Source organism: Serratia sp. BNK-23 (genome assembly GCF_047456145.1).
Lineage (GTDB): Bacteria > Pseudomonadota > Gammaproteobacteria > Enterobacterales > Enterobacteriaceae > Serratia > Serratia nematodiphila.
Window position 1 is genome coordinate 4,212,276 of the sequence record NZ_CP179900.1, and the last position, 13,597, is coordinate 4,225,872.

At 56.8% G+C, this 13,597-nt stretch carries 11 protein-coding genes; 3 read left to right on the top strand and 8 right to left on the bottom strand.

The window, feature by feature from the left end; translation table 11 throughout:
• Window positions 1-19 precede the first annotated feature (19 nt).
• Genes ftsL through mraZ form a run of 3 tightly spaced genes read right to left on the bottom strand, consistent with a single transcriptional unit; the run spans window position 20 to window position 1,739 of the window.
• Entirely contained in the window at window positions 20-340 is a 321-nt protein-coding gene (ftsL, locus tag ACMGF9_RS20085; RefSeq protein WP_015376645.1) for a cell division protein FtsL, read from the bottom strand.
• The gene (gene rsmH, locus ACMGF9_RS20090) at window positions 337-1,278 is read right to left on the bottom strand and encodes a 16S rRNA (cytosine(1402)-N(4))-methyltransferase RsmH (protein WP_004932794.1); all 942 of its coding nucleotides are present in this window, start codon (window positions 1,276-1,278) and stop codon (window positions 337-339) included. The genes ftsL and rsmH overlap by 4 nt, the downstream gene beginning before the upstream one ends.
• A gap of 2 nt (window positions 1,279-1,280) precedes the next feature.
• Complete coding sequence (gene mraZ, locus ACMGF9_RS20095; protein WP_031300396.1) at window positions 1,281-1,739, bottom strand: division/cell wall cluster transcriptional repressor MraZ; 459 nt, start codon at window positions 1,737-1,739, stop codon at window positions 1,281-1,283.
• 862 nt (window positions 1,740-2,601) lie between these two features.
• Here mraZ and ACMGF9_RS20100 point away from each other — a divergent pair.
• Complete coding sequence (locus ACMGF9_RS20100; RefSeq protein ID WP_004932798.1) at window positions 2,602-3,042, top strand: L-alanine exporter AlaE; 441 nt, start codon at window positions 2,602-2,604, stop codon at window positions 3,040-3,042.
• Window positions 3,043-3,079: 37 nt separating this feature from the next.
• On the opposite strand, the gene cra is transcribed toward ACMGF9_RS20100, so the two are convergent.
• The 5 genes from cra to leuO form a co-directional block, all read right to left on the bottom strand.
• Entirely contained in the window at window positions 3,080-4,084 is a 1,005-nt protein-coding gene (cra, locus tag ACMGF9_RS20105) for a catabolite repressor/activator (RefSeq protein ID WP_044029694.1), read from the bottom strand.
• Between the two features lie 217 nt (window positions 4,085-4,301).
• On the bottom strand, window positions 4,302-4,793 hold the full coding sequence (gene ilvN, locus ACMGF9_RS20110) for an acetolactate synthase small subunit (protein WP_004932806.1): 492 nt from the start codon (window positions 4,791-4,793) through the stop codon (window positions 4,302-4,304).
• A 2-nt stretch (window positions 4,794-4,795) separates the two neighbouring features.
• On the bottom strand, window positions 4,796-6,514 hold the full coding sequence (gene ilvI, locus ACMGF9_RS20115; protein ID WP_033641254.1) for an acetolactate synthase 3 large subunit: 1,719 nt from the start codon (window positions 6,512-6,514) through the stop codon (window positions 4,796-4,798).
• A 317-nt stretch (window positions 6,515-6,831) separates the two neighbouring features.
• Window positions 6,832-8,640, bottom strand: a complete 1,809-nt coding sequence (locus ACMGF9_RS20120) for an AMP-dependent synthetase/ligase (RefSeq protein WP_075684601.1) — start codon at window positions 8,638-8,640, stop codon at window positions 6,832-6,834.
• A 465-nt stretch (window positions 8,641-9,105) separates the two neighbouring features.
• Window positions 9,106-10,053 carry a transcriptional regulator LeuO gene (gene leuO / locus ACMGF9_RS20125; protein WP_004932811.1) on the bottom strand — a complete coding sequence of 316 codons (948 nt, stop codon included), beginning with the start codon at window positions 10,051-10,053 and terminating at the stop codon, window positions 9,106-9,108.
• 874 nt (window positions 10,054-10,927) lie between these two features.
• On the opposite strand from leuO, the gene leuA reads away from it, so the two are divergent.
• Entirely contained in the window at window positions 10,928-12,502 is a 1,575-nt protein-coding gene (gene leuA / locus ACMGF9_RS20130; RefSeq protein ID WP_004932820.1) for a 2-isopropylmalate synthase, read from the top strand.
• A gap of 2 nt (window positions 12,503-12,504) precedes the next feature.
• Window positions 12,505-13,596, top strand: a complete 1,092-nt coding sequence (gene leuB, locus ACMGF9_RS20135; protein ID WP_085337448.1) for a 3-isopropylmalate dehydrogenase — start codon at window positions 12,505-12,507, stop codon at window positions 13,594-13,596.
• Window position 13,597: the final 1 nt, after the last annotated feature.

Consider the following 13,597-nt stretch of genomic DNA (forward strand, 5'->3'; position numbering starts at 1 on the left):
ATTATTCCGGTTAAACCATTCATTGTTTAACGATGATATTTTCCTGCGATGGATCAACGTGTTGCATCTGCAGTTTTTCTGTCGCGATACGTTCAACCCGGCTGTGATCGCCGAGGGCGTTCTCTTCTAAAATCAGGTTGCGCCACTCGATGTCCAGCGCATCGCGCTCCAGAACCAGCTGTTCGCGCTCGGCGGTCAGCAGGCGGGTGCGGTGCGCGGTAGTCACCACGAAAATCGCGGAGACCAGTGACGCAATCAGTAAAATCAGGGGGATCTTGGCGTTGCGCAGCAGATCGCCGCCAATGACCCCAACCAGACCGTGACGTTCGTTGCCGATCACGCGGGCATCCTCTCAGCAATGCGCAGCACCGAGCTGCGCGCACGCGGGTTGTCCGCCACTTCCGCTTCCGACGGCATCATTTTGCCCAGCGCTTTCAGCGTCCGGCCGCCCATGCCGCGCAGCTGCTCTTCGGTCAACGGAATGCCGGCCGGCACTTGGGCGCCGCGGCTATGGTGACGCATAAAGCGTTTGACGATGCGGTCTTCCAGCGAGTGGAAGCTGATTATCGACAAACGGCCCTGTGGGGCCAGCACTTCCAGCGCGCCGTCGAGCGCACGCTCGATCTCTTCCAGCTCGCTGTTGATATAGATGCGGATCGCCTGGAAGCTGCGCGTCGCCGGGTGCTTGTGCTTTTCCCGGAACGGACTGGCATCGGCGATCAGATCCGCCAGCTCTTTGGTGCGCGTCATCGGCTCCACGCGGTTTCTTTCCACGATGGCGCGCGCGATGCGCTTGGCGAAACGCTCCTCGCCAAAGGTTTTCAGCACCCAGGCGATGTCGTCCGCTTCGGCCTTCATCAGCCATTCCGCGGCGGACAGGCCGGTGGACGGATCCATGCGCATGTCCAGCGGGCCATCGCGCATAAAGGAGAACCCGCGCTCCGCGTCGTCAAGCTGCGGCGAGGAAACGCCCAGATCGAGCAGAACGCCGTCGATCTTGCCCACCAGCTCGCGCTCCCGCACATAGTGCGACAACTCGGAAAATGGGCCGTGTACGATGGTAAAACGAGGATCTTCAATAGATTTGGCGGCTGCAATCGCCTGAGGGTCACGGTCAATCGCCAGCAAGCGCCCTTCCGGCCCCAGCTGGGACAGAATCAGACGAGAATGGCCACCGCGACCAAAAGTACCGTCGATATATATGCCGTTGCTGCGGATGTTGAGGCCGTTGACGGCTTCGTCCAGCAGGACGGTGGTGTGTTTATAGTTTTCCAACATGCTTATAGCGACAAGTCCTGTAGCCGCTCAGACAACGGTTCCTGAGCCGACTGTTCAGCGTCAATATCATCCTTGACTTGTTGATACCAGGTCTGTTCATCCCACAGTTCAAACTTGTTGAACTGACCGACCAGCATCACTTCTTTCGTGAGCCCGGCGTGTTGCCGCAGCGTACTGGCTAACAGCAAACGACCGGCACTATCCATCTGACACTCACTGGCATGCCCCAACAGCAGGCGCTGAACGCGGCGCTCGGCGGGATTCATGCTCGACAGACGTGATAATTTTTGTTCAATAATTTCCCATTCGGGCAAAGGATAAAGCAGCAGACAGGGCTGATGGAGGTCAATGGTACAGACCATTTGGCCTTGCGATTCCTCGTTGAGCAATTCCCGATATCGGGTAGGTACGGCGAGCCGCCCTTTGCTGTCGAGGTTGACCATCGTCGCTCCACGGAACATTCCTGAGCTACCCCTTAGTGACCGTTTTCACCACTTTACCCCACAAATTCCCACACAATGGAGTTTACGGAGGGTATGAAAACCTTGTCAAGCCAGAGCGCCAGCGCTTTGGCAATATTTCTCTGGTCATTTTGGGAGCTGACTCGCGAAAGAAACTCTGATTATTCGACGATTAAAAATTAACACCATGATAAACGGAGAGAATTTTCTAAGCGGAAAGAATCTGATTAAAAACCTGACGAACTGGCGATTAATTAACTCATTACTTCCTTCTGCAAGCCATGTCTCATTTTTCAGCTCGGCAATCTCAGGGCGGTAACCGCTGGCGAGCCGCGCCCGCCAAGGCTCGGCGCCAGGCGAACCGATCGCGGAATAAGGCCATAACTCCTTGAGTTAATAACGCTCAATCGTTATTCACCGTAAAACCGGGCGCTATTTTACTTCAATTTGCACCGCCGTGATGAGGCCGCGATAAAAATAAATGGCTCGGATATTACGAGCAGAAGTAATTTCGATTCAAATCAACTTGGTAAGATTATTCCCAAAATACCTGTTTACAATTATGGTTTCATTTTCTTACACCTTTATTTCCACAATTTTTGCCGGAAAAAATCCCCTTCAAAAACGAAAAATCGCAACCTTATGTTTTTAATCGATTTATTTAAAAACGCCGATTTTAATCTCTCCGCTCCATCCTACGCCCCTGTTCTGCGGGACAAAAAGCGAACAAATGTTAAAAATAAAAATATAAACCTAGTTAAAAAACATAATCCAGATGAGTACACTATAAAAAAGGCAAAAAACCAGCCTTAACATCCAACAACGAATGATTTAACAGAGTTTTAACCATAAGGGGTGACACATGCTTTCGCCCGCTACTCACTGGCGTAGCGCCGCTGCCGATACGTTCGCACTGGTGGTGTATTGCTTTATCGCCGGCATGGCGATAGAAGTGTTGATCTCAGGCATGAGCTTCCAGCAATCCCTCTCTTCACGCCTGTTGTCGATCCCGGTCAACATCCTGATCGCCTGGCCTTACGGCCGCTATCGCGATCTGTTTATCCGCACGGCGCGCCGCTGCCCGCGCGGCCAGTTCCTGCTGCGCAACCTCGCCGATCTGCTGGCCTACGTCAGCTTCCAGTCGCCGGTTTATGCCGCCATTCTATGGAGCGTAGGCGCCGACGGCCAACAAATGCTGGCGGCGGTAACCAGCAATGCGCTGGTATCCATGGCGATGGGCGTGGTGTATGGCTATTTCCTGGAATACTGCCGGCGGCTGTTCCGGGTGGCGGACTACGTCTAAAGCAGGAGCCCGCCAACGCGGGCCCCTGTCAGGCAAACTACTTGCGGCTCAGGCTGCCGCGGCGGAACAGATTGCGGCGAATGCGCGTCAGCCCCGGCTTGGGTTTACGCGGTTCGTCCAGGCTGGCCAGCACCAGTTCCAGCACGCGCTCGGCCACGTCGCGATGGCGCTGCGCTACCGCCAATACCGGGCACTCCAGGAAATCCAACAGTTCATGATCGCCGAAGGTGGCGATCGCCAGATCGGTCGGCAAGCGGCCGAGTTGCTTCAGCGTCACGTCCATCACGCCCTGCAATAAAGAGAACGACGTGGTAAACAGCGCCTGCGGCATCGGGTGCGTTTTCAGCCATTCGGCAAACAGCGCGCCGGCGGCTTCGCGTTCATAGCTGTTGGCGTACAGGTAATCGACGTGGCGGGGATCCTCTTGCCAGGCCTGACGGAAGCCCTGCTCACGCAGGAAGCTCACCGAAAGCTCCGGCAAGGCGCCCAGATACAGCACCGATTCAGCCGGGAAGGTGCGCAGCTCCTGCGCCAGCGCAAAGGCATCTTCCTGATCGGCGCCCACAACGCTGATGAAATGCTCGCGATCCAGCGCACGGTCCAGCGCGATGATCGGCAGCGGATCGTTGGCCCAGCGTTGATAGAAAGGATGTTCCGGCGGCAAGGCGGTGGAGACGATAATGGCATCCACCTGACGCTGCAGCAGGTGCTCAATGCAGCGCATTTCGTTATCCGGCTGATCTTCGGAACAGGCGATCAGCAATTGGTAACCCCGCTGGCGCGCCTGGCGCTCCAGGTAGTTGGCGATGCGGGTATAGCTGGTATTTTCCAGATCCGGGATCACCAGGCCGATAGAACGGGTGCGCCCGGCGCGCAGCCCCGCCGCGACGGCATTCGGGTGATAGTTATGCTCCCTGACCACGGCCATCACTTTCTCGACGGTTTTATCGCTGACACGATACTGCTTCGCCTTGCCGTTGATGACATAACTGGCCGTCGTGCGCGAAACGCCCGCGAGACGCGCGATTTCATCCAGTTTCACATTAACCCCTTAATGACGCTGAAAATAGAAGTGAAGGCTGTGCTCGGATTAACCATGACATCCCGTACGGTTATTCAATCCAGCCTCTGCGATCTAACAGCAGAAAACACTGCCTAGCAACCGCTTTTGCCGAAAGGTGCCAGCAATCGGGCAAAAAATACCGAAAAACAAAGGGCGCAGCCACGCCGCGCCCCGATTATTCGCCGCCAGATCGCGCTCAGCGCATGATTTTGTCGCCGCGCGACACGCCGACCACGCCGGAACGCGCCACTTCCACGATCTCCGCCACTTCACGCACCGCGCTCAGGAAGGCGTCGAGCTTGTCGCTGGTGCCGGCCAGCTGCACCGTATACAGCGTCGCCGTCACATCAACGATCTGGCCGCGGAAAATGTCGGCGCAGCGCTTCACCTCTTCACGGCCGTAGCCGCTGGCCTGCAGCTTCACCAGCATGATCTCGCGCTCGACGTGGGCGCCCTGCACCAGTTCGCTGACGCGCAGCACGTCCACCAGCTTGTGCAACTGCTTCTCAATCTGCTCCAGCACTTTCTCGTCGCCGACGGTCTGGATCGTCATGCGCGACAGCGTCGGATCATCGGTCGGCGCCACCGTCAGGCTCTCGATGTTGTAACCGCGCTGGGAGAACAACCCCACCACGCGCGACAGGGCGCCGGATTCGTTTTCCAGCAAGACAGATAAAATACGGCGCATGATCAGGTCCTCTCCGTTTTGCTAAGCCACATTTCGTCCATGCTTCCGCCGCGGATCTGCATCGGGTAGACATGTTCGGTTTCATCGACGGTCACGTCGACGAACACCAGCCGCTCTTTTTCCGCCAGCGCCTGCGCCAGCTTGCTTTCCAGCTCATCCGGCGTGCGGATGGCAATGCCGACATGGCCGTAAGCCTCGGCCAGCTTGACGAAGTCCGGCAGCGAATCCATGTAAGACTGCGAATGACGGCCGGAATAAATCATGTCCTGCCACTGCTTGACCATGCCCAGATAGCGGTTGTTGAGGTTCACCACCACCACCGGCAGGTTATATTGCAGCGCAGTGGACAGCTCCTGAATATTCATCTGAATGCTGCCGTCGCCGGTCACGCACACCACGGTTTCCTCCGGCAGCGCCAGCTTGACGCCCAATGCCGCCGGCAGGCCGAAGCCCATGGTGCCAAGGCCGCCGGAGTTGATCCAACGGCGCGGTTTGTCGAACGGATAATAGAGCGCGGCGAACATCTGGTGCTGCCCCACGTCGGAGGTCACATAGGCGTCGCCTTTGGTCAGGCGATGCAGGGTTTCAATCACCGCCTGCGGCTTGATGGTGCCGCTGTTTTTGTCGTAGCCCAGGCAGTCGCGGGCGCGCCACTGTTCGATAGACTGCCACCAGTCGCGCAGCGCATCGTGATCCTGCGCCTTGTCATCCTGCGCCAGCAGCTCCAGCATCTGCACCAGCACCTGTTTGGCATCGCCGACGATCGGGATATCGGCGTCCACCGTTTTGGAGATCGAGGTCGGATCGATATCGATGTGCAGCACGGTGGCGTCCGGGCAGTATTTGGCCAGATTGTTGGTAGTGCGATCGTCGAAACGCACGCCGACGGCGAAGATCACGTCGGCATGGTGCATGGTTTTATTGGCTTCATAGGTGCCGTGCATGCCGAGCATGCCGACACTCTGGCGATGGGTGCCGGGGAAAGCGCCCAGTCCCATCAGGCTGCTGGTCACCGGCAGGTTCAGCTGCTCCGCCAACGCCAGCAGTTCGGCTTCACAACCGGCGTTGATCGCGCCGCCGCCGACGTACATCACCGGCTTTTTGGCCGCCAGGATGGTTTGCAACGCGCGTTTGATCTGCCCGCGGTGGCCCTGCACCGTCGGGTTGTAGGAACGCATGCTCACGTCCTGCGGATAGGCATAAGGCATCCGCACCGCCGGGCCGACGATGTCTTTCGGCAGATCGATCACCACCGGGCCGGGGCGGCCGCTGGAAGCCAGGTAAAAGGCCTTCTTCAACACCGCCGGGATGTCTTCGGTACGTTTCACCAGGAAACTGTGTTTCACCACCGGCCGAGAAATCCCCACCATATCGCACTCCTGGAAGGCGTCGTAGCCGATCAGCGAGCTGGGCACCTGCCCCGACAGGACGACCATCGGGATCGAGTCCATATAGGCGGTGGCAATGCCGGTAATGGCGTTGGTGGCACCGGGGCCGGAGGTCACCAGCACCACGCCCACTTCGCCGGTGGCGCGCGCGTAGCCGTCGGCCATGTGCACCGCCCCTTGCTCGTGGCGCACCAGAATATGATCGATCCCTCCGACCGTATGCAGGGCGTCGTAGATATCGAGCACCGCCCCGCCGGGGTAGCCGAATACATGTTTAACGCCCTGATCGATCAACGATCGGACGACCATCTCGGCTCCTGACAACATCTCCATGGGTTTGCCTCCAGGCTTGCTTATTCTTCTCTGGCGCCGGAACGTAGCGCCTGCTGCGGGGCAATGCCCCAAAGTTTTTATGGGTTGTCGCTATCGAATTAACATAACGTCAGAATTTGGGGCAGGCAAACGGCAAAATGGCTTAACGGTGGCGGGGTTATTGCCAAGCGGCTGGAGATCGCAGCTTTATAAAAACAATGCGCTAGCCTCAGGGTTGTCGGGCTAGGCATTGTTTCGAACAGGAGGGAAATTACAGAACTAAATCAGGTGATGGATATGCCGCTTTTTTTCGCCGGGCACATGGCCCGGCGGCGGCGTCAGGCCTGTTCCTGGTACATCGAGTCGATTTCGCGCTGATAGCGCTGCAGGATCACTTTGCGGCGCAGCTTCAGCGTGGGCGTCAGCTCCCCCAACTCCATGGAAAAAGCCGCCGGCAGCAGCGTGAACTTCTTCACCTGCTCGAAACGCGCCAGCTCCTTTTGCATCTCGCGCAGGCGCTTTTCGAACATCGCGAGGATCTCGCCGTTGCGCAGCAGCTCCAGGCGATCCTGGTATTTCAGGTTGACTGACTTCGCGTACTCTTCCAGCGACTCAAAGCACGGCACGATCAGCGCGGAAACGAACTTGCGCGCATCGGCGATGATCGCCACCTGCTCGATAAAGCGGTCCTGCGCCAGCGTGCCTTCCAGCATCTGCGGCGCTATGTATTTGCCGCCGGAGGTTTTCATCAAATCTTTCAGGCGCTCGGTGATGAACAGATTGCCCTCTTCATCGATCGCCCCGGCGTCGCCGGTTTTCAGCCAGCCGTCGGCGGTAAAGGTCGCGGCGGTTTCCAACGGTTTGTTGAAATAGCCGCGCATCACGATCGGCCCGCGCACCTGAATTTCATTTTCTTCACCGATGCGCACCTCGACCTCCGGCAGCGGTTTACCGATAGAGCCGAAGCGGAAATGCCCCTCTTCCCAGCAGGACACGGTCGCACAGGTTTCGGTCATGCCGTAGCCGTACTTGATGTTGACGCCCATCGCCTGGAAAAACAGGATCACATTGTCATCCAGCTTGGCGCCCGCCGCCGGCAAGAAACGCACCCGGCCACCGAGAATGCCGCGCAGCTTGCTCAATACCAGCTTGTCGGCCCAGCGGTGAGAGAGTTCGAACAGTTTGCCCAACGGTTTGCCGGCCCGCTCTTGCAGGAACTTGCGCTCCCCGCAGACGATCGCCCAGTGGAACAGCGCACGGCGCAGCCAAGGGGCACGCGCCACTTTTTCATGCACCGCGCTGAAAATCTTCTCGTAGAAACGCGGTACCGCGCACATTAACGTCGGCCGCACCTGCCCCATCGCTTCCCGTACCCAGTCGGTGTTCGGCAGGAAAACATTCTGCGCGCCGGAATGCATGACAAAGAAGCTCCAGGCACGCTCGAACACGTGCGACAGCGGCAGGAAACTGAGCGACACATCCTCTTCGCCGACCGTCAGTCTCTCATCATGCAGGTAGAGCTGCGCCGCCAGGTTGCGGTAGTCCAGCATGACCCCTTTCGGTTCGCCGGTGGTGCCCGAGGTATAGATCAGGGTAAAGAGATCCTGCAGGTCGCACTCTTCAATGCGCTGCCGACGTTGAGCGATAAAAGCCGCCGGATCGGCAGCGCGCTCGAAGGCGCTCAGGTGTTGTGCGATCTCGCAGCCGCGCAGATCGGCGTCCTCGTCGAACACGATGATATGACTCAGCTGTGGGCAGACGCCACGCAGTGCGATGGCGGCATCCAGCTGCGCCTGCTCGCCGACGAACAGGATGCGAATGTCAGCGTCGTTGATGACGAAGGCCGCCTGCGCCGGCGTATTGGTGGAATAGAGCGGTACGCTGACGCCACGCAGGTGCAGGATCGCGAGATCGGTCAACGACCAGGCCATCGTGTTATTGGCGAAGATACCGATACGTTCTTGCACTTCGGCGCCCAGCGCCAGCAGCCCGGCAGCAATGCGATCAATGCGGGCAGCCGCAGCTCCCCAGGTCAGTTGAAACTCGCCGTTGGGCGACCATTGGCGAAATGCTGTGCGATCGGCTCGGTGGGTGATTTGATGCTGTATACGATGGATCAAATGGTATTGCAGCAGATTAGTGATCATAGTGCTCTAAGCCTGAAATGAATCATACAGTTAAGCCTGAACGATGCCTTGCGGCCCTCATCTCAGCTTACACGTGTTTACTTTTTTCCGCGCAGTCTACCTACTCTCAGGCAGGGGGAAAAGCGATTTCAGCGTAGAAGTGTGAGCCAAAACTCAGGCCGGCTTTCGCGCTTTCATGGGTTGGACAAAACGGGAAGGAAAAGGTTTGATGGCTGCCATAAAACGCGGCCCGTTCGGGCCGCCACATCGAGTTAGTTTAAAATTCCAGCTGGAAAGTAAAAATCAGAATATTAATTTATATTAATTGTTTTCGCTAAATGAACAAATTTATCCTGAGAATAAGTTATTCTATCGCCGCAAAACCAAGAAATATCTTAATAAAAACGCAGATAGCTCTTAGTTTTTATCATGAGAAAAAAACGCTCAGTTGAATATTATCTTTATATGGTTCCCATCTTTATCGCTTTACTTTGGGTTACCCGCCTCAATCAGGACAGATTTCATCCACTGGTGGCCTTTATCCCGCTCTGAGGATTCATGCCAGGAGAGGTAACAGGTGGCTTTATTATCGTTGCCACATAAAGGAACCGCCTTTATTTTCAACGCCTCCGTCTGCTGTCGCACCAACCAGGCGGGCGCAATCGCTACCATTTCCGTTTGCGACACCATATTCAACACGCTGTAAAGATCCGTGCACTGCTGCGTCACGGCGCGCAGCATCGGCTCGTCTAAATAAAAAGGTTTACTGAACGATCCAAAACTTTCCAGGGAAACCGCAGCATGCTGCTCGGCCAGCATGTGTTCCGGCGTCACCTCCTCGCCTATTCTCGGGTGCGCCTGCGCAACCGCCAGCACTAATTCGTCGTCGAACATCGCCAGGCTGCGAAACTCCGCCGACTCGAAACGGCTGTAGCCGATGACAAACTCCACGTCCTGATAACGCAATTGACGTTCAATATTATTGTTAATGTATGACTTTATTTGCAGGTTAAGCTGCGGCGCTATCTGTTTGACGTGATTGATTATCCCGGCGCCCAGACGCAAATCGAGCGGGCTGCACAGCGACAGGGAGAACGCTCGCGTGCTGGTCAGCGGCTCAAACTCAGATCCCGGCAACTCATTCTGCACCAGCTGCAGCGCTTGCCGCACCGGCCCGAACAGCTGCCTGGCCCGCATGGTGGGCTGGATCCCGCGGCCGCAGCGCACGAACAGTTCGTCGTTGAACATCACCTTCAGGCGCGCTACCGCGTTGCTCACCGCCGGCTGCGACATCCCTAACGAATTAGCGGCTCGCGTAATATTTTGCATTTGCATCACGGCGTCAAACACCGTCAGTAAATTAAGATCGACGCTGCGCAAATGGATGTCCGCCGGCTCTTTGACCATGGCGATTTCTGAATCATATTCAGCCATATTTCACTCCACTAAATCCTGTGTAAATAATCTAATCCTTATGCTCGACAAACAATGAAACGCCGCATTGTCTTATCTTTGCACGACAAATCCTGCCATTACCGTCATCAATCGATAAAAAACCTCGTGTTATCTACACGATATAAGTCGTATATGGAATACATGTCAGCAGCTTTCCCCGTCAGCGAGAAGAATGCCACCTGGGTAGTACTAATAATTAGGTATCAACAATGATTAATACAATTGAACAACGTCGCCGCACTGTATGAGACAAACTATAAAAACACATCATAAGCAATCAAACCATCTAAAAACACCGCTCACTTTGTGTAAAAACGCATTATTTTGTTATATTATGACTAAAACAATCAATTATTCATATGAGTTAAATTTAAACCATTTGTATTGAAAATGTTATTTTATTGCTCCCCGTGATTAATCCCTCTTGCTTTTTTCATCACAAATCTTAACGCAACGAAATCCAGAAGCAATTAGCGCAGTATATATTCGATTCGTTTATGCTAAGCAGCACGCAAACTGGCCCCATTTTTTTCTCTAAGACGTCGTTTTTTTGCCGAATGATCCTCTGTTTAGTTAATGGGCTGATGCATTGTTCCCGCATTCAATCAGGTGTTGACATCGCCAGGCCAATCACGTATCAAATTAGGCAGACACCCAATTTAAGAGAAGCTGAACCCTTATGATCCGTACTCACCGTCTACTAGGCCTACTACTCAACGCATCTTGTTTGCGCGGTATGCCTGTGGACGACGTTCGGAGCTGACTCAGCCGATCACCCATAAGAAACCCGCGCTACTGCGCGGGTTTTTTTTTGCCCGCTTAGCGTGAAATCAACACGATAAGGAATGCACCGATGAGCCAACAAGTCATTATTTTCGATACCACGCTGCGTGATGGCGAGCAGGCGCTGCAGGCCAGCCTGAGCGTAAAAGAGAAGATTCAGATTGCGCTGGCGCTGGAAAGAATGGGCGTTGACGTGATGGAAGTCGGCTTCCCGGTCTCTTCGCCGGGCGACTTCGAGTCGGTGCAAACCATCGCTCGCCAAATCAAAAACAGTCGCGTCTGCGGCCTGGCCCGCTGCGTGGACAAAGACATCGACGTGGCCGCCGAAGCGCTGCGCGTCGCCGAAGCGTTCCGCATCCACGTATTCCTGGCCACCTCAACCCTGCACATCGAATCGAAGCTGAAGCGCTCGTTCGACGAAGTGCTGGAGATGGCGGTGCGCTCGGTAAAACGCGCCCGCAACTACACCGACGACGTGGAGTTCTCCTGTGAAGACGCCGGCCGCACGCCGATCGACAATCTGTGTCGCGTGGTCGAAGCCGCCATCAACGCCGGCGCTACCACCATCAATATCCCGGATACCGTCGGCTACACCACCCCGAACCAGTTCGGCGGCATCATCACTACCCTGTATGACCGCGTGCCGAACATCGACAAAGCCATCATCTCCGTGCACTGCCACGACGATTTGGGCATGGCGGTCGGCAACTCCATCGCCGCAGTGCAGGCCGGTGCCCGCCAGGTGGAAGGCACCCTGAACGGCATTGGTGAACGCGCCGGTAACTGTTCGCTGGAAGAAGTGATCATGGCGATTAAAGTGCGCCAGGACATCATGAACGTGCACACCAACATCAACCACCAGGAAATCTTCCGCACCAGCCAGATCGTCAGCCAGCTGTGCAACATGCCGATCCCGGCCAACAAGGCGATCGTCGGCTCCAACGCCTTCGCCCACTCCTCCGGCATTCACCAGGACGGCGTGCTGAAGAACCGCGAAAACTACGAAATCATGACCCCGCAGTCGATCGGCCTGAAGGACGTGCAGTTAAACCTGACCTCCCGCTCCGGCCGCGCAGCGGTGAAACACCGCATGGAAGAGATGGGCTACCAGGAGCAGGATTACAACCTGGATACCCTGTACGCCGCCTTCCTGAAGCTGGCCGACAAAAAGGGCCAGGTGTTCGACTACGATCTGGAGGCCTTGGCCTTCATCAACAAACAACAGGAAGAGCCGGAGCACTTCAGCCTGGGTTACTTCAGCGTACAGTCCGGCAGCAGCATCATGGCCACCGCCTCGGTGAAACTGATCTGCGGCGGCGAAGAGAAAGCCGAAGCCGCCACCGGCAACGGCCCGGTCGATGCGGTTTATCAGGCGATCAATCGCATCACCGACTACCCGATCGAGCTGGTGAAGTACCAGTTGACCGCCAAGGGCCATGGCCGCGACGCGCTGGGCCAGGTGGATATCGTGGTCTCTTACAACGGCCGCCGCTTCCACGGCGTGGGGCTGGCGACCGACATCGTCGAATCCTCCGCCAAGGCGATGGTGCACGTGTTGAACAATATTTGGCGCTCACAGCAGGTAGAAAAAGAAAAGCAGCGCCTGCAGCAAAACAAACATCAAAATAATCAGGAAACGGTGTGAACATGACGAAGACTTATCACATTGCCGTCTTGCCCGGAGACGGCATCGGCCCGGAAGTAATGGCTCAGGCGCGCAAAGTGTTGGACGCGGTGCGTCAACGCTTTGACATTCGCATCACCACCGCCGAGTACGACGTCGGCGGCATCGCCATCGATCGCCACGGCAGCCCGCTGCCGGCGGCGACCGTCACCGGCTGCGAGCAGGCCGACGCCATCCTGTTCGGATCGGTGGGCGGCCCGAAATGGGAACACCTGCCGCCGGCCGAGCAGCCGGAACGCGGCGCGCTGTTGCCGCTGCGCAAGCACTTCAAACTGTTCAGCAACCTGCGCCCGGCGCGCCTGTATCAAGGGCTGGAGGCGTTCTGCCCGCTGCGCGCCGATATCGCCGCCCGCGGCTTCGACATTCTGTGCGTGCGCGAATTGACCGGCGGCATCTACTTCGGCCAGCCGAAGGGCCGTGAAGGCCAGGGCATGCAGGAGCGCGCCTTCGATACCGAGGTGTATCACCGTTTCGAGATTGAACGCATCGCGCGCATCGCCTTCGAATCCGCCCGCAAGCGCCGCCACAAGGTGACGTCGATCGACAAGGCCAACGTGCTGCAAAGCTCCATCCTGTGGCGTGAAGTGGTCAATCAGGTCGCCAGGGATTACCCGGACGTGTCGCTGTCGCACATGTATATCGACAACGCCACCATGCAGCTGATCAAAGATCCGTCCCAGTTCGACGTGCTGCTGTGCTCCAACCTGTTCGGCGACATCCTGTCCGACGAGTGCGCGATGATCACCGGCTCGATGGGCATGCTGCCATCCGCCAGCCTGAACGAACAAGGCTTCGGCCTGTACGAACCGGCGGGCGGTTCCGCGCCGGATATTGCAGGCAAAGGCATCGCCAACCCGATTGCGCAGATCCTGTCCGCCACCCTGCTGCTGCGTTACAGCCTGGGCGCCGATGAAGCGGCCGACGCCGTAGAACGCGCCATCAACCAGGCGTTGGAACAGGGCTACCGCACCGCCGATCTGGCCGGTGACGGCAAAGCCGTCAGCACCGATGAAATGGGCGACATCATCGCTCGCTTTGTAGCTCAGGGGGCATAAC